The organism is Enterobacter sp. CRENT-193 (genome assembly GCF_002787395.1).
Lineage (GTDB): Bacteria > Pseudomonadota > Gammaproteobacteria > Enterobacterales > Enterobacteriaceae > Enterobacter > Enterobacter hormaechei_C.
Genome location: NZ_CP024812.1, coordinates 799755 through 819699, shown reverse-complemented (window position 1 = coordinate 819699; position 19945 = coordinate 799755). Strand labels below are relative to the sequence as shown.

The 19945-nt window shown below is 53.7% G+C and carries 19 protein-coding genes; 16 read left to right on the top strand and 3 right to left on the bottom strand.

Translation table 11 applies throughout. The features are described from left to right. Both rbsD and kup read right to left on the bottom strand, forming a co-directional pair. Positions 1–420, bottom strand: a complete 420-nt coding sequence (rbsD, locus tag CU081_RS04090; protein WP_022652095.1) for a D-ribose pyranase — start codon at positions 418–420, stop codon at positions 1–3. A 226-nt stretch (positions 421–646) separates the two neighbouring features. Beyond that, positions 647–2515 carry a low affinity potassium transporter Kup gene (kup, locus tag CU081_RS04085; protein ID WP_003862390.1) on the bottom strand — a complete coding sequence of 623 codons (1869 nt, stop codon included), beginning with the start codon at positions 2513–2515 and terminating at the stop codon, positions 647–649. Between the two features lie 222 nt (positions 2516–2737). Between kup and ravA the strand changes: the two genes are divergently transcribed. Beyond that, a complete protein-coding gene (gene ravA / locus CU081_RS04080) occupies positions 2738–4234 on the top strand; it encodes an ATPase RavA (protein WP_003862389.1) in 1497 nt (498 codons plus the stop codon). After that, a complete protein-coding gene (gene viaA, locus CU081_RS04075) occupies positions 4228–5679 on the top strand; it encodes an ATPase RavA stimulator ViaA (RefSeq protein WP_058647312.1) in 1452 nt (483 codons plus the stop codon). The genes ravA and viaA overlap by 7 nt, the downstream gene beginning before the upstream one ends. Here viaA and asnA read toward each other — a convergent pair whose 3' ends face one another. Next, positions 5680–6672 (bottom strand): aspartate--ammonia ligase, encoded by a 993-nt coding sequence (gene asnA / locus CU081_RS04070; protein WP_003862385.1) that lies wholly within the window; start codon positions 6670–6672, stop codon positions 5680–5682. 151 nt (positions 6673–6823) lie between these two features. On the opposite strand from asnA, the gene asnC reads away from it, so the two are divergent. From asnC to glmU, 14 genes are all read left to right on the top strand, one after another. Then, positions 6824–7282 carry a transcriptional regulator AsnC gene (asnC, locus tag CU081_RS04065; protein WP_003862383.1) on the top strand — a complete coding sequence of 153 codons (459 nt, stop codon included), beginning with the start codon at positions 6824–6826 and terminating at the stop codon, positions 7280–7282. Between the two features lie 90 nt (positions 7283–7372). Further along, positions 7373–7822 (top strand): FMN-binding protein MioC, encoded by a 450-nt coding sequence (gene mioC / locus CU081_RS04060; protein WP_003862381.1) that lies wholly within the window; start codon positions 7373–7375, stop codon positions 7820–7822. A 374-nt stretch (positions 7823–8196) separates the two neighbouring features. Continuing rightward, positions 8197–10086, top strand: coding sequence for a tRNA uridine-5-carboxymethylaminomethyl(34) synthesis enzyme MnmG (gene mnmG, locus CU081_RS04050; RefSeq protein ID WP_022652098.1), 1890 nt, complete (start codon positions 8197–8199; stop codon positions 10084–10086). Between the two features lie 107 nt (positions 10087–10193). After that, positions 10194–10817, top strand: a complete 624-nt coding sequence (gene rsmG, locus CU081_RS04045) for a 16S rRNA (guanine(527)-N(7))-methyltransferase RsmG (protein WP_003862377.1) — start codon at positions 10194–10196, stop codon at positions 10815–10817. A 616-nt stretch (positions 10818–11433) separates the two neighbouring features. Beyond that, positions 11434–11814 (top strand): F0F1 ATP synthase subunit I, encoded by a 381-nt coding sequence (gene atpI / locus CU081_RS04040; protein ID WP_003862375.1) that lies wholly within the window; start codon positions 11434–11436, stop codon positions 11812–11814. Positions 11815–11822: 8 nt separating this feature from the next. Further along, on the top strand, positions 11823–12638 hold the full coding sequence (gene atpB, locus CU081_RS04035) for a F0F1 ATP synthase subunit A (protein ID WP_003862373.1): 816 nt from the start codon (positions 11823–11825) through the stop codon (positions 12636–12638). Between the two features lie 49 nt (positions 12639–12687). Beyond that, positions 12688–12927: a F0F1 ATP synthase subunit C gene (gene atpE / locus CU081_RS04030; protein WP_000429386.1), complete on the top strand. Its 240-nt coding sequence runs from the start codon at positions 12688–12690 to the stop codon at positions 12925–12927. 48 nt (positions 12928–12975) lie between these two features. Then, a complete protein-coding gene (atpF, locus tag CU081_RS04025) occupies positions 12976–13446 on the top strand; it encodes a F0F1 ATP synthase subunit B (RefSeq protein WP_003862370.1) in 471 nt (156 codons plus the stop codon). 14 nt (positions 13447–13460) lie between these two features. Then, positions 13461–13994 carry a F0F1 ATP synthase subunit delta gene (gene atpH, locus CU081_RS04020; protein WP_003862369.1) on the top strand — a complete coding sequence of 178 codons (534 nt, stop codon included), beginning with the start codon at positions 13461–13463 and terminating at the stop codon, positions 13992–13994. Positions 13995–14006: 12 nt separating this feature from the next. After that, a complete protein-coding gene (atpA, locus tag CU081_RS04015) occupies positions 14007–15548 on the top strand; it encodes a F0F1 ATP synthase subunit alpha (RefSeq protein ID WP_003862367.1) in 1542 nt (513 codons plus the stop codon). 51 nt (positions 15549–15599) lie between these two features. Then, positions 15600–16463 (top strand): F0F1 ATP synthase subunit gamma, encoded by an 864-nt coding sequence (atpG, locus tag CU081_RS04010; RefSeq protein WP_003862364.1) that lies wholly within the window; start codon positions 15600–15602, stop codon positions 16461–16463. Positions 16464–16494: 31 nt separating this feature from the next. Beyond that, on the top strand, positions 16495–17877 hold the full coding sequence (atpD, locus tag CU081_RS04005) for a F0F1 ATP synthase subunit beta (RefSeq protein ID WP_003862362.1): 1383 nt from the start codon (positions 16495–16497) through the stop codon (positions 17875–17877). 20 nt (positions 17878–17897) lie between these two features. Further along, positions 17898–18317 carry a F0F1 ATP synthase subunit epsilon gene (locus CU081_RS04000; protein WP_003862360.1) on the top strand — a complete coding sequence of 140 codons (420 nt, stop codon included), beginning with the start codon at positions 17898–17900 and terminating at the stop codon, positions 18315–18317. A 138-nt stretch (positions 18318–18455) separates the two neighbouring features. Beyond that, positions 18456–19826: a bifunctional UDP-N-acetylglucosamine diphosphorylase/glucosamine-1-phosphate N-acetyltransferase GlmU gene (gene glmU / locus CU081_RS03995; protein WP_022652099.1), complete on the top strand. Its 1371-nt coding sequence runs from the start codon at positions 18456–18458 to the stop codon at positions 19824–19826. Positions 19827–19945: the final 119 nt, after the last annotated feature.

Below are 19945 nucleotides of genomic sequence, written 5' to 3'. Positions count from 1 at the left end.
TCAGAAGGTGACGCCAGCACAGAGAATGATATTCGCATACGGGGAACACTCCCCGCTGCGAATCACCGCCTGACTGTCTGCGGTTTGTTGTTTGAACTGCTCGTGCGTTGTGTAACGAATTTCTATGGTGTTTCCCTGGTGCTGTTGCAGTTGCTCAATGTGGCTGAGCAACGTTTCGTGGAGTTGCGGATTATGCTGTTTGATTTCCGCCGCGAGAATGGCCGCCTCAACCTGCATCTCCGCGGTGACCACTTCCAGTACCTGCATGAACGAGGGCACGCCCTGCGTTAACGCCATATCGATACGGGTTGTGCTGCGCGGAACCGGTAAGCCTGCATCGCAAACCACCAGCGTATCGGTATGCCCAAGACGGGAAATCACCGATGAGATTTCTGAGTTGAGTACTGTGCTTTTCTTCATTTTTTGCTCCACTAGCGAAACGTTTCGCTAAAAACAGTGTAGCCGCAGAAGTGTTCAGAAAACCATCATGACGTAACGGATTTGTGATCAACGTCGAAACGTTTCGCTAAGTGAAATGCAGAGGAGGTAAATGCAAAACGGTAACCGTCAGGTTACCGTTTTTTATGGTTGCGCCCTCTCCCTGTGGGAGAGGGTCGGGGTGAGGGCATCAAGCCCACACGGAGTCTTAAATCTCGACCTGCGTGCCCAGCTCAATCACGCGATTAGGCGGGATCTCAAACTGGTCAGGCGCACGCAGGGCGTTACGTTGCAGAATGAGATACAGCTTGCCGCGCAGGCGCAAATACCATGGGCGCTTGCCGATGATCAGCGACTCGTGGGACATAAAGAACGACGTCTCCATCATGCGGCAACTCAGGCCTTCCAGACCGCAGCGGTGGAACACCTCTTCCACGTTCGGCGTTTCGCGCCAGCCGTAGCTTGCCACCACGCGCCAGAAGGTTGGCGACAGCTGTTCAATCTGTACGCGACGCACGTTGTGAACGTACGGCGCATCTTCAGTACGCAGCGTCAGCAGGATCACGCGCTCGTGCAGCACTTTGTTGTGCTTGAGGTTATGCATCAGCGCAAACGGGATTACGTTCAGCGCGCGAGACATATACACCGCCGTGCCCGGCACGCGCACCGGTGGGGATTTCTCCAGCGAGGCGATCATGGCCTCCAGAGAGTTACCGTGCTCATGCATACGACGCAGCAGGCGGAAACGTTCGCTCTTCCACGTCGTCATCACAATAAACATCACCAGACCCAGCGTCAGCGGCAGCCAGCCACCGGAGACAATCTTGTCGAGATTCGCAGAGAACAGCGGCACGTCGATACAGAGGAAGCCAACCAGGATCAGCCCCACGAGGAACTTATTCCAGTGCCAGTTACGGTACGCCACGGTGGTGGAGAGAATAGAGGTCAACACCATCGTTCCGGTTACCGCGATACCGTACGCCGCCGCCAGATTACTGGAGTGCTCAAAGCTGACGATGACAATCACCACCGCGAAGTAGAGCAGCCAGTTGACGAACGGAATGTAGATCTGGCCAGACTCCATCTCTGAGGTATGGATAATGCGCATTGGGGAGAGATAACCCAACCGCACGGCCTGACGCGTCAGGGAGAATACGCCGGAAATGACAGCCTGAGAGGCAATGACCGTCGCCAGCGTCGCCAGGATCAGCATCGGAACCAGCGCCCAGTCCGGCGCCAGCAGGAAGAACGGGTTTTTAATCGCTTCAGGGTGTGCAAGCAGCAGCGCGCCCTGACCGAAGTAATTCAGCACCAGTGAAGGCAAGACCACGCTAAACCATGCGACGCGAATAGGGAGTTTCCCGAAGTGGCCCATATCCGCATACAGCGCTTCAACACCGGTAATGGAAAGTACCACCGCGCCCAGCGCCACAAACGACACCACTTTATATTCCAGGAAGAAATGCACCGCCCACAATGGGTTCAGCGCGTGCAGGACATCCGGGTTGGCGATAATACTGCGTAAGCCCAGCGCCGCCAGGATCAAGAACCAGGCCAGCATAATAGGCGCGAACAGCTTACCCACCAGCCCGGTACCGTGTTTTTGTATAGCAAACAGTAACGTCAGCACGATAATAGCGAGTGGCACCACCCACGTATCAAGCTGTGGCGCGACAATCTCCAGCCCCTCTATGGCCGACATTACCGAAATCGCCGGCGTAATCACGACTTCTCCATAGAAGAAGCTGCCGCCAATCAGGCCAATGATGACCAGCACGGAGGTCATTCTTGCAGACGTATTGCGCCCGGCAAGGGACATCAGGGTCAGAATACCGCCCTCGCCCGCGTTATCAGCCCGCATAACGAAAGAGAGATATTTAAGGGAGACCACCAGGATCAGCAGCCAGAAGATGAGCGAGAGGAAACCAAATACGGCGTCACGCTCTACACCAAAACCAAACTGACCGGACAGACATTCACGAAGCGTATAAAGCGGGCTGGTGCCGATATCACCGTAGACAACCCCGATCGCCGCAAGCGTTACTGCGGGTAATGATTGCTTATTATCAGTGCTCATAGACTAGTCTTTTCGTTTGAATAACAAATGTGTGCTTAGTCCCTTGGCCCACAAAAAGCGCACAGTATGCACGATTCAATGCAAAATCGTACCCCTAAATGCAGCCACATTAATGTAGCGCAAAGAAAATAGCGCCGCACTTCAGCCTATTACCAGGCCAGACCGAAACGTCTATACTCGCTTCAATTAGCCGCCACGACGGCGAAAGGATGCAAAACTATTATGGCTCACTCACATTTATTAGCAGAAAGAATTTCCCGCCTCAGCAGTGCGCTGGAAAAAGGCCTTTACGAGCGTAGCCACGCCATTCGCCTCTGTTTACTGGCGGCGCTGAGCGGGGAAAGCGTGTTTCTGCTGGGGCCGCCGGGCATTGCCAAAAGTCTGATCGCACGCCGCCTCAAATTCGCTTTCCAGAACGCGCGCGCATTCGAGTATTTGATGACGCGCTTCTCCACGCCGGAAGAAGTTTTCGGCCCACTCTCCATTCAGGCGCTAAAAGATGAGGGACGCTATGAACGTCTGACGGCGGGCTATCTCCCGGAAGCGGAAATCGTCTTTCTTGATGAGATCTGGAAAGCCGGCCCGGCCATTCTGAATACCCTGCTGACGGCAATTAACGAACGCCGATTCCGCAACGGCGCCAGCGAAGAGAAGATCCCCATGCGCCTGCTGGTGGCCGCGTCAAACGAACTGCCCGAAGCCGACAGCAGCCTGGAAGCGCTGTATGACCGTATGTTGATCCGCCTGTGGCTGGATAAAGTCCAGGATAAATCAAACTTCCGTTCTATGCTGGTAAGCCAGCAGGATGAAAACGAAAATCCGGTGGCAGCGTCATTGCAGGTCACGGACGAGGAATACCACCAGTGGCAGGAGGAGATCGGCAAGATAAAACTGCCCGATCCCGTTTTTGAGCTGATCTTCATGCTGCGCCAGCAGCTTGATTTACTGCCCTCCGCGCCGTACGTCTCCGATCGTCGCTGGAAAAAAGCCATTCGTCTGCTCCAGGCAAGCGCGCTGTTTAGCGGCCGCGATGCTGTCGCTCCCATCGATCTGATCCTGCTGAAAGACTGCCTGTGGCACGACGCAGAAGGGATGAATCTGATGCAGCAGCAGCTGGACGTTTTGATGACCGGACACGCGTGGGGTCAGCAATCCATGCTTAATCAACTGGGGGCGATTGCTCAACGTCGCCTTCAGCTCCAGCAGCAGCAAAGTGACAAAACCGCGCTGAAGGTGAACCGTCTTGGCGGGATGTTTGCCCGTAAACCGCACTACGAACTGCCAGCCGGGCTGACTGACGCCTCGCTAACGCTTCTTCTTCAGCAGCCGCTGAAGCTTCATGATATGCAGGTTGTGCATGTGACTATCGAACGCGTTGCGCTGGTTCAGTGGCTGGATAAGGGCGGTGAGATCCGCGGTAAACTCAACGGTATCGGCTTTGCACAGCCGTTGTCGATGGAAGTCGACAGCAGCCAGCACCTTGTGATCCGCGACGTCAGCCTTCAGGGATCGCGCCTGGCTCTGCCGGGCACGGCCTCCGACACTGTGCCGGAGGAGATCAAACAGCAGCTCGACGCGCTGGATAACGAATGGCATCAGCAGCACACCCGCTTCAGCGAGCAGCAGAAATGCCTCTTTATCCATAGCGACTGGTTAGGTCGCATTGAAGCCAGCTTGCAGGATGTCAGCGCGCAGATCAAACAGGCTCGTCAATGCTAACGCTGGACACGCTTAACGTCATGCTGGCGGTTAGCGAGGAAGGGTTGATCGAAGAGGTCGTCATTACCCTGCTCGCTTCACCGCAGCTGGCGGCCTTCTTTGAAAAATTCCCGAAGCTCCGAAAAGCAATGACGGACGATCTTCCCCGCTGGCGCGATAACCTGCGCCAGCGGTTTAAGGAGACGGAAGTCCCGCCGGAACTGACAGAGGAAGTGGCTGGTTACCAGCAGTGCCAGCGGCTTTCAACGCCGCAGTGTATTGCCCAGCTACAGCAAACTCTGACGCTGCTTGATAACGTTCACTCCCCGTTTGCCAGCCAGGCCAGAGCGCTGGTCACGGACAACCCCAGCTTCACTCCCGCCCTGCATACGCTGTTTTTACAGCGCTGGCGACTGAGCCTTGTGGTCCAGGCCACGGCCCTCAATCAGCAGTTGCTGGACGAAGAGCGCGAACAGTTGCTCAGTGAGGTCCAGGAGCGAATGACCCTGAGCGGCCAGTTAGAACAGGTGCTGGTGGAGAATGAAAACGCCGCTGGTCGACTCTGGGATATGAGTGCCGGCCAGTTAAAGCGGGGCGATTATCAGCTGATCGTGAAGTACGGCGACTTTCTGGCGCAACAGCCGGAGCTGATAAAGCTCGCAGAACAGCTCGGCCGCTCCCGGGAGGCCCGGTCGGTCCCAAAGAAAGATGCGCCGATGGAGACCTTCCGAACGCTGGTACGCGAGCCCTCCACCGTACCGGAGCAGGTGGACGGGTTACAGCAAAGCGATGACATCCTGCGTCTGCTGCCTACGGAACTCAGCACGCTGGGAATGACCGAACTGGAGTATGAGTTTTATCGTCGGCTGGTGGAAAAACAGCTCATTACCTATCGACTGCATGGCGAAGCCTGGCGCGAGAAGATCAGCCAGCGTCCGGTGGTGCACCAGGATTTTGATGAGCAACCGCGCGGCCCATTCATTGTTTGCGTCGATACGTCCGGATCGATGGGGGGCTTTAATGAACAGTGCGCAAAAGCGTTCTGCCTGGCCCTGATGCGCGTGGCGCTCGCCGATCGTCGTCGCTGCTACATCATGCTCTTTTCCAGCGAAGTGGTGGGGTATGAACTGACCAGCCCGCAGGGGCTGGAGCAGGCGATCCGCTTTTTAAGCCAGCGCTTTCGCGGCGGCACCGATCTGGCCAGCTGTTTTCGCAGTATCATTGAGCGCATGCAGGGCGGTGACTGGTACGACGCGGATGCGGTGGTGATTTCCGATTTTATTGCCCAGCGGCTGCCGGACGACGTCGTGAATAAAGTGAAGGAGATGCAGCGCGTGCACCAGCACCGTTTCCATGCCGTGGCGATGTCTGCACATGGAAAACCCGGCATCATGCGCATCTTCGATCATATCTGGCGCTTTGATACCGGGTTGCGTAGCCGCCTGCTCAGACGCTGGCGACGTTAATTAAAGAAGAGAACCGACGCTCTCACGTACCTGCTGCGGCCAGACCCCACACTGCACCTGACCGATATGGGACAGTTGCAACAGCAGCATGGTCAGACGAGACTGGCCAATACCACCGCCGATGGTCTGCGGCATTTCACCGCGCAGCAGCGCCTGGTGCCATTCCAGTTGCAGACGATCCTCATCACCGGTCACGGCCAGCTGACGCTTCAGTGCTTCAGCATCCACGCGGATCCCCATTGAAGAGAGTTCAAACGCATCTTCCAGAACCGGGTTCCAGACCAGAATATCGCCGTTCAGACCAGCATATTCGCTTTCGCCCACTGTGCTCCAGTCATCGTAATCCGGCGCACGGACGTCGTGACGTTTACCATCAGACAATTTTCCGCCAATGCCGATCAGGAATACCGCGCCAAGCTCTTTGGCAATCGCGCGTTCACGGCCTTTGGCATCCAGATCCGGGAAACGGCTCAGCAACTCCTGACTGTGAACAAAGTGGATCGTTTCCGGCAGGAACGGTGCCAGACCAAACTCTTTGCTTACGGCCGCTTCGGTCGCTTTGATCCCGGCGTAAATCGCCTCAACGGTAGACTTCAGCGTGCCAACGTGGCGCTCGCCGTCACCCATTACGCGCTCCCAGTCCCACTGGTCAACGTAGACAGAGTGAATGGGGGAGAGGCGGTCTTCATCGGGGCGAAGGGCTTTCATATGCGTGTAAAGCCCTTCGCCCGCGCTGAAGTCGTGTTGTCCCAGGGTTTGACGCTTCCACTTCGCCAGGGAATGAACCACTTCGAACTGAGCGTCTGGCAGTGTTTTCACTTTTACCTGTACCGCTTTTTCGCAACCAGACAAGTTATCCTGCGTCCCGTCACCCACGCGGCTCAGAATCGGCGCCTGAACTTCAATAAGGCCAAGCTTCTCTTCCAGCTGGCGAGAAAAATGGGATTTAACGAAACTGATCTGGCGTTGTTTTGCGATGTAAGCGGTTTTCATTATTTATACTCCTGCGTCCTGTTGATACTGATTAAGCAACAGAACAGGCGCTTAATTCAATAACCCATCAACAAAAAGCCTCCTTCACTTTTGATTCGTTAAAATAAGACGCTAGAATAGAAGGAATCATTAATCTTCATAAGAAAAACCTATGGAAAATTATCAGATCGACAATCTGGACCGCGGCATTCTGGAAGCGCTCATGGCCAACGCACGCACCGCGTATGCCGAACTGGCTAAACAATTTGGCGTCAGCCCGGGGACCATTCACGTTCGCGTAGAGAAAATGAAGCAGGCCGGGATCATCACCGGCGCACGCATTGATGTCAGCCCGAAGCAACTCGGCTACGACGTCTGCTGCTTCATTGGCATTATTCTGAAAAGCGCCAAAGATTACCCCTCCGCGCTGGAGAAACTGAACGCGCTGGATGAAGTCACTGAGGCGTACTACACCACCGGGCACTACAGCATCTTTATAAAGGTCATGTGCCGATCCATTGACGCCCTCCAGCAGGTACTTATCAACAAGATCCAAACAATCGATGAAATTCAGTCCACTGAAACCCTGATCTCCCTGCAAAACCCGATCATGCGTACTATCCGCCCGTGATCGGGAAATTTCATTCCCACATTTTCCACAGGTAGATCCCAGCTCGTTCACAGCGTACAATGGCCGCCTCTTTATCTGAGCGAGCGATCAATGGCGGACATTACTCTTATCAGCGGCAGCACCCTGGGCGGTGCGGAATATGTAGCGGAACATCTGGCTGAGAAGCTGGAAGACGCGGGCTTTTCTACACAAACGCTGCACGGACCGCTGCTGGAAGATCTCCCGACTGACGGGGTCTGGCTGCTGATCACCTCCACGCACGGCGCGGGCGATCTGCCAGATAACCTGCAACCTTTATATGACGAACTGCTGGAACAACAGCCCGATCTGTCAAACGTCCGGTTTGGCGCTGTGGGGATCGGCAGCCGTGAATATGACACTTTCTGTGGCGCCATAGAGAAAGTAGAAGCTGCGGTGACCGCCTGCGGAGCAAAACAGCTGGGTGAAACGCTGAAGATCAACATCCTCGATCATGATATTCCCGAAGATCCAGCCGAGATCTGGCTCGCGGAATGGAAAAATTTACTCAAAAACGATTAAAGATCGTGCGAACAGATGTGGATAACTCTGGTTAAAAGCTCGTATTAAGCCGTAGTTATCCAAATAACAACGTTGGTTTAGTTTTTGACCTGTGTATAAAGTGGCGATCTGATCCCAGCTTATACGGTCCAGGATCACCGATCATTCACAGCAAACGATCCTTCCTAACTGCATGATCTTATTTATGGGATCGGACTTATCCACAAAGGTCTGCGATCCTAATAAGAGATCACAATAGAACAGATCTCTAAATAAAAAGATCTTCTTTTTAATAGCCCAGGATCCCAATGCTTTCTCGAAAGACTAAAGTTGAGTAGAATCCACGGCCCGGGCTTCAATCCATTTTCATACCGCTTTACGCGAGGCAGACCACCATGTTTTATCAGGATCCTTTTGACGTCATCATCATTGGCGGGGGTCACGCAGGCACTGAGGCCGCAATGGCCGCAGCGCGAATGGGTCAGCAGACCCTGCTTTTGACACACAATATCGACACGCTGGGACAAATGTCCTGTAATCCGGCGATTGGCGGCATTGGGAAAGGACACCTGGTAAAAGAAGTGGATGCACTTGGCGGCCTGATGGCGAAAGCGATCGATCATGCGGGTATTCAGTTTAGGATACTAAACGCGAGTAAAGGTCCGGCTGTTCGCGCCACCCGTGCACAGGCAGACCGTGTGCTTTACCGTCAGGCTGTGCGCACCGCGCTGGAAAACCAACCGAACCTGATGATCTTCCAGCAGGCGGTAGAAGATCTTATCGTGGAGAACGATCGTGTTGTTGGCGCCGTGACCCAAATGGGTCTCAAATTCCGCGCAAAAGCGGTGGTGCTGACGGTCGGGACATTCCTGGACGGTAAAATCCATATTGGTCTGGACAATTACAGCGGTGGTCGTGCTGGCGATCCGCCGTCAATTCCGTTATCTCGTCGTCTGCGTGAGCTGCCGCTGCGCGTAAGCCGCCTGAAAACCGGCACGCCGCCGCGTATTGATGCGCGCACCATTGATTTCAGCGTGCTGGCACAGCAGCACGGCGATAACCCGATGCCGGTGTTCTCGTTCATGGGCAATGCGGCGCAACATCCGCAGCAGGTGCCGTGCTACATCACGCACACCAATGAAAAAACCCATGACGTGATCCGCAATAATCTCGATCGCAGCCCAATGTATGCTGGTGTGATCGAAGGGATCGGCCCGCGTTATTGCCCGTCTATCGAAGACAAAGTGATGCGCTTTGCCGATCGTAATCAGCACCAGATCTTCCTCGAACCGGAAGGGCTGACATCTAACGAAATTTACCCGAACGGCATCTCCACCAGCCTGCCGTTCGACGTGCAGATGCAGATTGTGCGTTCAATGCAGGGCATGGAAAACGCGAAGATCGTTCGTCCTGGCTACGCTATTGAGTACGATTTCTTCGATCCGCGTGACCTGAAGCCGACGCTGGAAAGCAAATTCATCCAGGGTCTGTTCTTCGCAGGCCAGATTAACGGCACCACCGGGTACGAAGAAGCTGCCGCGCAAGGGCTGCTGGCCGGTCTGAACGCCGCTCGCTTCTCTGCCGAGAAAGAGGGCTGGGCACCGGCGCGTTCTCAGGCTTACCTGGGCGTTCTGGTCGACGATCTCTGCACGCTGGGGACCAAAGAACCGTACCGCATGTTTACTTCTCGTGCGGAATATCGCCTGATGCTGCGCGAAGACAATGCCGATCTGCGTCTGACCGAGGTGGGCCGCGAGCTGGGTCTGGTGGATGACGAGCGCTGGGCGCGCTTCAACGAGAAGCTGGAACACATTGAACAGGAACGTCAGCGCCTGAAAACCACCTGGGTGAATCCGCAGGCGGAAACTGCTGCTGAAGTGAATGCTCACTTAACAGCACCGCTGTCGCGCGAAGCCAGTGGGGAAGATCTGCTGCGCCGTCCTGAAGTCACCTACGAGAATCTGGTCAAACTGACGGCGTTCGCACCGGGCCTTGAAGACGCTGAAGCGGCCGAGCAGGTCGAAATTCAGGTGAAGTACGAAGGCTACATCGCGCGTCAGCAGGATGAGATCGAAAAACAGCAGCGCAACGAAAACACGCTGCTGCCGGAAATGCTGGACTACCGTCAGGTGACGGGCCTTTCCAACGAAGTGATCGCTAAGCTGAACGATCACAAACCTGTATCGATTGGCCAGGCCTCACGTATCTCTGGCGTCACACCTGCCGCGATTTCGATTCTGCTGGTGTGGCTGAAAAAGCAGGGCATGCTGCGCCGTAGCGCGTAATGCTCTGTAAATAGCCCGGTGGCGCTGCGCTTACCGGGCCTACTGAACCCGTAGGGCGGGTTAGCGAAGCGCCACCCGCCACTTAAGTTTCTCAACAGGTATCCACCGTGCTCAATAAACTCTCTCGTCTGCTGGAACAGGCAGGTATTTCGCTCACCGATCACCAGAAAAATCAGCTGGTGGCCTATGTCGATATGCTGAACAAATGGAATAAAGCGTACAACCTCACCTCCGTACGCGATCCCAACGAGATGCTGATTCGCCATATTCTCGATAGCATCGTCGTGGCGCCGTATCTGAACGGTGAACGTTTTATCGATGTGGGCACCGGTCCGGGCTTGCCGGGCGTTCCGTTGTCTATTGTTCGACCGGAGAGTCATTTCACGCTGCTGGACAGCCTGGGCAAGCGCGTACGCTTTTTACGCCAGGTTCAGCATGAGCTGAAGCTGGAAAACATTACGCCCGTACAGAGCAGGGTAGAGGAGTTCCCGGCAGAGCCACCGTTTGACGGTGTTATCAGCCGCGCGTTTGCCTCACTCAATGACATGGTGAGCTGGTGCAAACACCTGCCAGCGGAGAAGGGGCGTTTTTATGCGCTGAAAGGGCAACTTCCGGGGGACGAAATCGAGCAGCTTCCGGACGGTTTTGTTGTCGAATCCATTGAGAAACTCCAGATCCCTCAGCTCGAAGGTGAGCGTCATCTGGTGATAATTAAGCCAAACACTTTTTAAAAAATTAATAAAAAATGTGGAATTTGTGCTGTTCTGATCGTGTTAAAAAGCAGCACATTCAGTCTGATTTGGTCGTCGTTAATTTAACCTTGTTGTTACCATGGATTTTCTTATGGTTAACCTGACGTGATTCGTTCACTCAGAGGATAGTCAACCATGAAATTATAAGTCTGCTAAAAGTGGGTAAAAGCAACAAGAATGGAATGTTAAATATTTATTAAGAATGTCAATAAAAGGTTTTTGTTGTATACGGCTCTGTTTTAAAAATAGTTGCGGTTTTTTTGCTTTAATTTCATGCAGATGAAATTAATCGTTTTACGTCTTTGATAAATACCATTTTATCGCAAATGTGTATTTTGTGATCTCGTGCACGCTTTATCACCAACGTTTCCGCGCTGTTTGCAGTTTTGCCTGAAGGTCAACGCTTGGGTCAAAAGTTGAAAAATAGGACTGGGGAAAAATATTTAAACATTTATTCACCTTTTCGCTACTTAATGTTTGAAATCACGGGTACGCACCGTATAATTTGACCGCTTTTTGATGCTTGACTCTGAGCCTTAAAGGACGTTTTATACGACACGCGGCATACCTCGAAGGGAGCAGGAGTAAAAACGTGATGTCTGTGTCGCTCTTGAGTAGAAACGTTGCTCGTAAGCTTCTGTTCATTCAGTTTCTGGCTGTGATAGCAAGTGGACTGCTGTTTAGCCTCAAAGACCCCTTCTGGGGCATCTCCGCCGCGTGCGGAGGTTTGGCGGTGGTTCTGCCAAACGTGTTGTTTATGATTTTTGCCTGGCGTCATCAGGCGCATACACCTGCCAAAGGCCGCGTGGCCTGGTCCTTCGCTCTCGGCGAAGTGTGTAAGGTGTTGCTGACCTTTGCTCTACTGGTGATGGCGCTGGCGGTTTTGAAAGTGGTATTCATGCCGCTGATAGCAACGTGGGTTTTGGTGCTGGTGGTACAAGTTCTGGCTCCAGCTGTAATCAATAACAAAGGGTAAAAGGCATCATGGCTTCAGAAAATATGACGCCGCAGGATTACATAGGTCACCATCTGAATAACCTTCAGCTGGACCTGCGTACATTCTCGCTGGTGGATCCACATAACCCCCCGGCCACCTTCTGGACGATCAACATCGACTCCATGTTCTTCTCGGTGGTTTTGGGTCTTCTGTTCCTGGCCATGTTCCGTAGCGTTGCTAAAAAGGCGACCAGCGGTGTTCCAGGGAAATTCCAGACGTTCATCGAGATGATCATCGGCTTCGTCCATGGCAGCGTGAAAGACATGTACCATGGTAAGAGCAAACTGATTGCTCCGCTGGCCCTGACCGTGTTCGTTTGGGTCTTCCTGATGAACCTGATGGACCTCCTGCCTATCGATTTCTTACCTTGGATCGGTGAGCACGTACTCGGCCTGCCTGCACTGCGCGTGGTTCCGTCTGCCGACGTGAACATCACCCTGTCGATGGCGCTGGGCGTATTTATCCTCATTCTGTTCTACAGCATCAAAATGAAAGGCGTAAGCGGCTTTGTGAAAGAGCTTACCTTGCAGCCGTTCAACCACTGGGCGTTTATTCCGGTCAACCTGATTCTGGAAGGCGTTAGCCTGCTGTCCAAACCTGTTTCACTGGGTCTGCGACTGTTCGGCAACATGTATGCGGGTGAGCTGATTTTCATTCTGATCGCGGGTCTTCTGCCGTGGTGGTCACAGTGGATTCTGAATGTGCCATGGGCCATTTTCCACATCCTGATCATTACGCTGCAAGCCTTTATCTTCATGGTTCTGACGATCGTCTATCTGTCGATGGCGTCTGAAGAGCACTGATTTTTTACCAACACTACTACGTTTTAATTGAAACAAACTGGAGACTGTCATGGAAAACCTGAATATGGATCTGCTGTACATGGCTGCCGCTGTGATGATGGGTCTGGCGGCTATCGGTGCTGCGATCGGTATCGGCATCCTCGGGGGCAAATTCCTGGAAGGCGCAGCGCGTCAACCTGATCTGATTCCTCTGCTGCGTACTCAGTTCTTTATCGTTATGGGTCTGGTGGATGCAATCCCAATGATCGCTGTAGGTCTGGGTCTGTACGTGATGTTTGCTGTCGCGTAGTAGTTGTTTTAAAACCCCAAGCCACAGAAATTTAAGAGGTATTGTGCTGTGAACATGAACGCAACAATCCTCGGCCAGGCCATCGCGTTTATTCTCTTTGTCTGGTTCTGCATGAAGTATGTATGGCCGCCTTTAATGGCTGCCATCGAAAAACGTCAGAAAGAAATTGCTGACGGTCTGGCTTCCGCAGAACGCGCTAAGAAAGATTTGGACCTTGCACAGGCCAACGCGACAGACCAGCTGAAAAAAGCGAAAGCTGAAGCTCAGGTAATCATTGAACAGGCTAACAAACGCCGTTCTCAGATCCTGGACGAAGCCAAAGCTGAAGCAGAACAGGAACGTACTAAGATCGTGACACAGGCTCAGGCTGAAATTGAAGCTGAGCGTAAACGTGCTCGTGAAGAACTGCGTAAGCAGGTTGCGATTCTGGCTGTTGCTGGCGCCGAGAAGATCATCGAACGTTCCGTGGATGAAGCTGCTAACAGCGACATCGTGGACAAACTTGTCGCTGAACTGTAAGGAGGGAGGGGCTGATGTCTGAATTTGTTACGGTAGCTCGCCCCTACGCCAAAGCAGCTTTTGACTTTGCTGTCGAACACCAAAATGTCGATCGCTGGCAGAATATGCTGGCGTTTGCCGCTGAGGTGACGAAAAACGAACAAATGGCCGAGTTGCTTTCTGGTGCGTTAGCGCCTGAAACCCTCGCCGCGTCGTTTATCGCCGTGTGCGGAGAGCAACTGGATGCCAACGGCCAGAACCTGATTAAGGTGATGGCGGAAAATGGTCGTCTCCGTGTGCTCCCGGATGTTCTCGAGCAGTTTGAGCACTTACGTGCCCTTAGTGAAGCTACCGCTGAAGTTGAAGTAACTTCCGCGACTGAACTGAGTGACGAACAGCTTGCGAAAATCACCGCCGCGATGGAAAAACGTCTGTCACGCAAAGTTAAGCTGAATTGCAAAATCGATAAGTCTGTAATGGCAGGCGTAATCATCCGCTCGGGTGATATGGTCATTGATGGCAGCGTACGCGGCCGTCTTGAGCGCCTTGCAGACGTCTTGCAGTCTTAAGGGGACTGGAGCATGCAACTGAATTCCACCGAAATCAGCGAACTGATCAAGCAGCGCATTGCTCAGTTCAATGTTGTGAGTGAAGCTCACAACGAAGGTACTATTGTTTCTGTAAGTGACGGTGTTATCCGCATCCACGGCCTGGCCGATTGTATGCAGGGTGAGATGATTTCCCTGCCGGGTAACCGTTACGCTATCGCACTGAACCTGGAGCGCGACTCCGTAGGTGCCGTTGTGATGGGTCCATACGCTGACCTCGCCGAAGGCATGAAGGTTAAGTGTACTGGCCGTATTCTGGAAGTGCCGGTTGGCCGTGGCCTGCTGGGTCGCGTTGTTAACACCCTGGGTGCGCCAATCGACGGTAAAGGTCCGGTTGAGCACGATGGCTTCTCCCCAATCGAAGTTATCGCACCAGGCGTTATCGACCGTCAGTCAGTTGATCAGCCAGTACAGACGGGTTATAAGTCCGTTGATGCCATGATCCCAATCGGTCGTGGTCAGCGTGAACTGATCATCGGTGACCGTCAGACCGGTAAAACCGCGATGGCAATCGACGCCATCATCAACCAGCGTGACTCCGGCATCAAATGTGTGTACGTGGCTATCGGCCAGAAAGCGTCCACCATTTCCAACGTGGTTCGTAAACTGGAAGAGCACGGCGCACTGTCTAACACCATCGTTGTGGTAGCAACCGCGTCTGAATCTGCTGCACTGCAATACCTGGCACCATACGCCGGTTGCGCAATGGGCGAATACTTCCGTGACCGCGGTGAAGATGCGCTGATCGTATACGATGACCTGTCTAAACAGGCTGTTGCTTATCGTCAGGTTTCCCTGCTGCTCCGTCGTCCACCAGGACGTGAAGCATTCCCAGGCGACGTATTCTACCTCCACTCTCGTCTGCTGGAGCGTGCTTCCCGCGTTAACGCGGAATACGTCGAGAACTTCACCAAAGGTGAAGTGAAGGGTAAAACAGGTTCTCTGACCGCTCTGCCGATCATTGAAACCCAGGCGGGTGACGTTTCTGCGTTCGTTCCGACCAACGTAATCTCCATTACCGATGGTCAGATCTTCCTGGAAACCAACCTGTTTAACTCCGGTATTCGTCCGGCGGTTAACCCGGGTATCTCCGTATCCCGTGTGGGTGGTGCTGCTCAGACCAAGATCATCAAGAAACTGTCCGGTGGTATCCGTACCGCGCTGGCACAGTATCGTGAACTGGCTGCGTTCTCTCAGTTCGCATCCGATCTGGACGAAGCAACCCGTAAACAGCTGAGCCACGGTCAGAAAGTGACCGAGCTGCTGAAGCAGAAACAGTACGCGCCAATGTCTGTTGCTCAGCAGGGCCTGGTACTGTTCGCGGCTGAACGCGGTTACCTCGAAGATGTGGAACTGGCGAAAATCGGTAGCTTCGAAGCCGCTCTGCTGGCTTACGTCGACCGTGATCACGCTCCGCTGATGCAAGAGATCAACCAGACCGGTGGCTATAACGACGAAATCGAAGGCAAGCTGAAAGCTATCCTCGATTCCTTCAAAGCAACCCAATCCTGGTAATCGTCCGGCGGCTTGTCTCAGGACAAGCCGTCTGGCATTGAGGAGAAGCTCATGGCCGGCGCAAAAGAGATACGTAGTAAGATCGCAAGCGTCCAGAACACGCAAAAGATCACTAAAGCGATGGAGATGGTCGCCGCTTCCAAAATGCGTAAATCGCAGGATCGCATGGCGGCCAGCCGTCCTTATGCAGAGACCATGCGCAAAGTGATTGGTCACCTTGCAAACGGTAATCTGGAATATAAGCACCCTTACCTGGAAGAACGCGACGTTAAGCGCGTGGGCTACCTGGTGGTGTCGACTGACCGTGGTCTGTGTGGCGGCTTGAACATTAACCTGTTCAAAAAACTGCTGGCGGATATGAAAGGCTGGTCCGATAAAGGCGTTCAGTGCGATCTGGCACTGATTGGCTCTAAAGGCGTCTCTTTCTTTAACTCCGTTGGTGGCAACATTGTCGCTCAGGTGACCGGTATGGGTGATAACCCGTCCCTGTCCGAACTGATCGGCCCGGTTAAAGTGATGTTGCAGGCCTACGATGAAGGCCGTCTGGACAGACTGTACGTTGTCAGCAACAAATTTATTAACACCATGTCTCAGGTGCCTACGCTCACTCAGATGCTGCCGTTACCGGCATCAGAAGATGACGAGCTGAAACAGAAAGCCTGGGATTACCTGTATGAACCCGATCCGAAACCGCTGCTGGATACCCTGCTGCGTCGTTACGTTGAATCTCAGGTTTATCAGGGCGTTGTAGAAAACCTGGCCAGCGAGCAGGCCGCACGAATGGTGGCGATGAAAGCCGCGACCGATAATGGCGGCAGCCTGATTAAAGAGCTGCAGTTGGTTTACAACAAAGCTCGTCAGGCCAGCATTACTCAGGAACTCACCGAGATCGTCTCGGGGGCCGCCGCGGTTTAACCAGGTTTACGAATTACGTAGAGGATTCAAGATGGCTACTGGAAAGATTGTCCAGGTAATCGGCGCCGTGGTGGACGTCGAGTTCCCTCAGGACGCCGTACCACGCGTGTACGACGCGCTTGAGGTACAGAATGGTAACGAGAGCCTGGTGCTGGAAGTTCAGCAGCAGCTCGGCGGCGGTATCGTGCGTACCATCGCCATGGGTTCTTCCGACGGTCTGCGTCGTGGTCTGGAAGTAAAAGACCTTGAGCACCCGATCGAAGTCCCGGTAGGTAAAGCAACACTGGGTCGTATCATGAACGTATTGGGTCAACCAATCGACATGAAAGGCGACATCGGTGAAGAAGAGCGTTGGGCTATCCACCGCGCGGCACCTTCCTACGAAGAGCTGTCCAGCTCTCAGGAACTGCTGGAAACCGGCATCAAAGTTATCGACCTGATGTGCCCGTTCGCGAAGGGCGGTAAAGTTGGTCTGTTCGGTGGTGCGGGTGTAGGTAAAACCGTAAACATGATGGAGCTGATCCGTAACATCGCGATCGAGCACTCCGGTTACTCCGTGTTTGCGGGTGTTGGTGAACGTACTCGTGAGGGTAACGACTTCTACCATGAAATGACCGACTCCAACGTTCTGGACAAAGTTTCCCTGGTTTACGGCCAGATGAACGAGCCACCAGGAAACCGTCTGCGCGTTGCGCTGACTGGCCTGACGATGGCTGAGAAGTTCCGTGACGAAGGCCGTGACGTTCTGCTGTTCGTTGATAACATCTACCGTTACACCCTGGCCGGTACTGAAGTATCTGCACTGCTGGGTCGTATGCCTTCAGCGGTAGGTTATCAGCCTACGCTTGCGGAAGAGATGGGTGTTCTTCAGGAACGTATCACCTCTACCAAAACTGGTTCTATCACCTCCGTTCAGGCGGTATACGTACCTGCGGATGACTTGACTGACCCATCTCCAGCCACCACCTTTGCTCACTTAGATGCAACCGTGGTACTGAGCCGTCAGATCGCGTCTCTGGGTATCTACCCGGCCGTTGACCCGCTGGACTCCACCAGCCGTCAGCTGGATCCACTGGTTGTTGGCCAGGAGCACTACGACACCGCGCGTGGCGTACAGTCCCTGCTGCAACGTTATCAGGAACTGAAAGACATCATCGCCATCCTGGGTATGGATGAACTGTCTGAAGAAGACAAACTGGTGGTAGCACGTGCGCGTAAGATCCAGCGCTTCCTGTCTCAGCCGTTCTTCGTTGCGGAAGTATTCACCGGTTCTCCAGGTAAATACGTTTCCCTGAAAGACACCATCCGTGGCTTTAAAGGCATCATGGAAGGCGAATACGATCACCTGCCAGAGCAGGCGTTCTACATGGTTGGTTCCATCGAAGAAGCCGTGGAAAAAGCCAAAAAACTTTAACGCCTTAATCGGAGGGTGATATGGCAATGACTTACCACCTGGACGTCGTCAGCGCAGAGCAACAAATGTTCTCTGGTCTGGTCGAGAAAATCCAGGTAACGGGTAGTGAAGGTGAACTGGGTATTTTCCCGGGTCACGCACCGCTGCTCACCGCCATTAAGCCTGGTATGATCCGCATCGTTAAACAGTTCGGTCATGAAGAGTTTATCTATCTGTCCGGCGGCATTCTTGAAGTGCAGCCAGGCAGTGTGACCGTTCTGGCCGATACCGCTATTCGTGGCCAGGATCTCGACGAAGCGCGAGCCCTGGAATCGAAGCGTAAGGCTGAAGAGCACATTAACAGCTCTCATGGTGACGTGGATTACGCTCAGGCGTCTGCGGAGCTGGCCAAAGCGATCGCGAAACTGCGCGTTATCGAGTTGACCAAAAAAGCGATGTAACACCGGCTTGAAAAGCACAAAAGCCAGTCTGGATCCCAGGCTGGCTTTTTTTTTCGGCCTTAATTCATGATGAAAAAGATGTAGAATTTTAAGCATCAAACGTTTTTACTTCTCACACAAACTACCGTCAGGATGCGTATGTTAAACAGTGCGATGAGCGTGGTGATCCTTGCCGCAGGCAAAGGTACCCGCATGTATTCCGATCTGCCTAAGGTGCTCCACACGCTGGCAGGAAAGCCAATGGTTCAGCATGTTATTGATGCAGCGAATGAATTAGGCGCCAGCCAGGTGCATCTGGTTTATGGACATGGCGGCAATCTGCTGAAAAAAACGCTGCGTGACGACAATCTCAACTGGGTGCTTCAGGCAGAACAGCTGGGTACGGGTCATGCAATGCAGCAGGCTGCACCCTTCTTCGCTGATGATGAAGATATCCTGATGCTCTACGGCGACGTCCCGCTGATCTCCGTTGAAACCCTCACCCGCCTGCGTGAAGCCAAACCGCAGGGTGGCATCGGTTTGTTGACCGTCGTGCTGGACGATCCAACCGGCTATGGCCGCATTACGCGTGAAAACGGCAACGTGACGGGGATTGTTGAGCATAAAGATGCCACTGACGAACAGCGCCAGATTCAGGAGATCAACACCGGCATCCTGATTGCGAACGGTGCGGATATGAAGCGCTGGCTGTCCAGACTCAACAATAACAACGCGCAGGGTGAATACTACATCACCGACATCATTGCGATGGCTTACCAGGAAGGGCGTGAGATTGCTGCCGTTCATCCGGCGCGTATCAGCGAAACGGACGGGGTAAACAACCGTCTCCAGCTTTCCCGTCTTGAGCGTATTTACCAGTCCGAGCAGGCAGAAAAGCTGTTGCTCGCGGGCGTTATGCTGCGCGATCCGGCGCGTTTCGATCTGCGTGGCACGCTGACCCACGGGCGCGACGTTGAAATAGATACTAACGTTATCCTGGAAGGTAACGTCACGCTGGGCAACCGCGTCAAAATCGGCACCGGCTGTGTGATTAAAAACAGCGCGATCGGTGACGACTGCGAAATCAGCCCGTACAGCGTGGTGGAAGATGCCCATCTTGAGGCGGCCTGTACGATTGGCCCATTTGCGCGTCTGCGCCCGGGCGCTGAGCTGCTGGAAGGTGCTCACGTAGGTAACTTCGTGGAAATGAAAAAAGCGCGTCTGGGTAAGGGCTCTAAAGCGGGTCATCTGACCTATCTGGGCGATGCGGAAATTGGCGACAACGTAAACATTGGTGCAGGGACGATTACCTGTAACTATGACGGCGCCAATAAGTTTAAAACCATCATTGGTGATGACGTGTTTGTAGGCTCCGATACCCAGCTGGTGGCGCCTGTTACCGTGGGCAAAGGCGTGACCATTGCCGCCGGGACAACCGTTACGCGCGATGTGGCCGAGAACGAGCTGGTGTTAAGCCGCGTTCCGCAGGTCAGCAAGCAGGGCTGGAAACGCCCGGTGAAGCAGAAGTAACGGATTTATACCCCTCACCCTAACCCTCTCCCCACAGGGGAGAGGGGATTGTTCGGTGCGGTGTTTTTCTCCCTCGCCCCTTTGGGGAGAGGGCCGGGGTGAGGGGATAACATAATCCT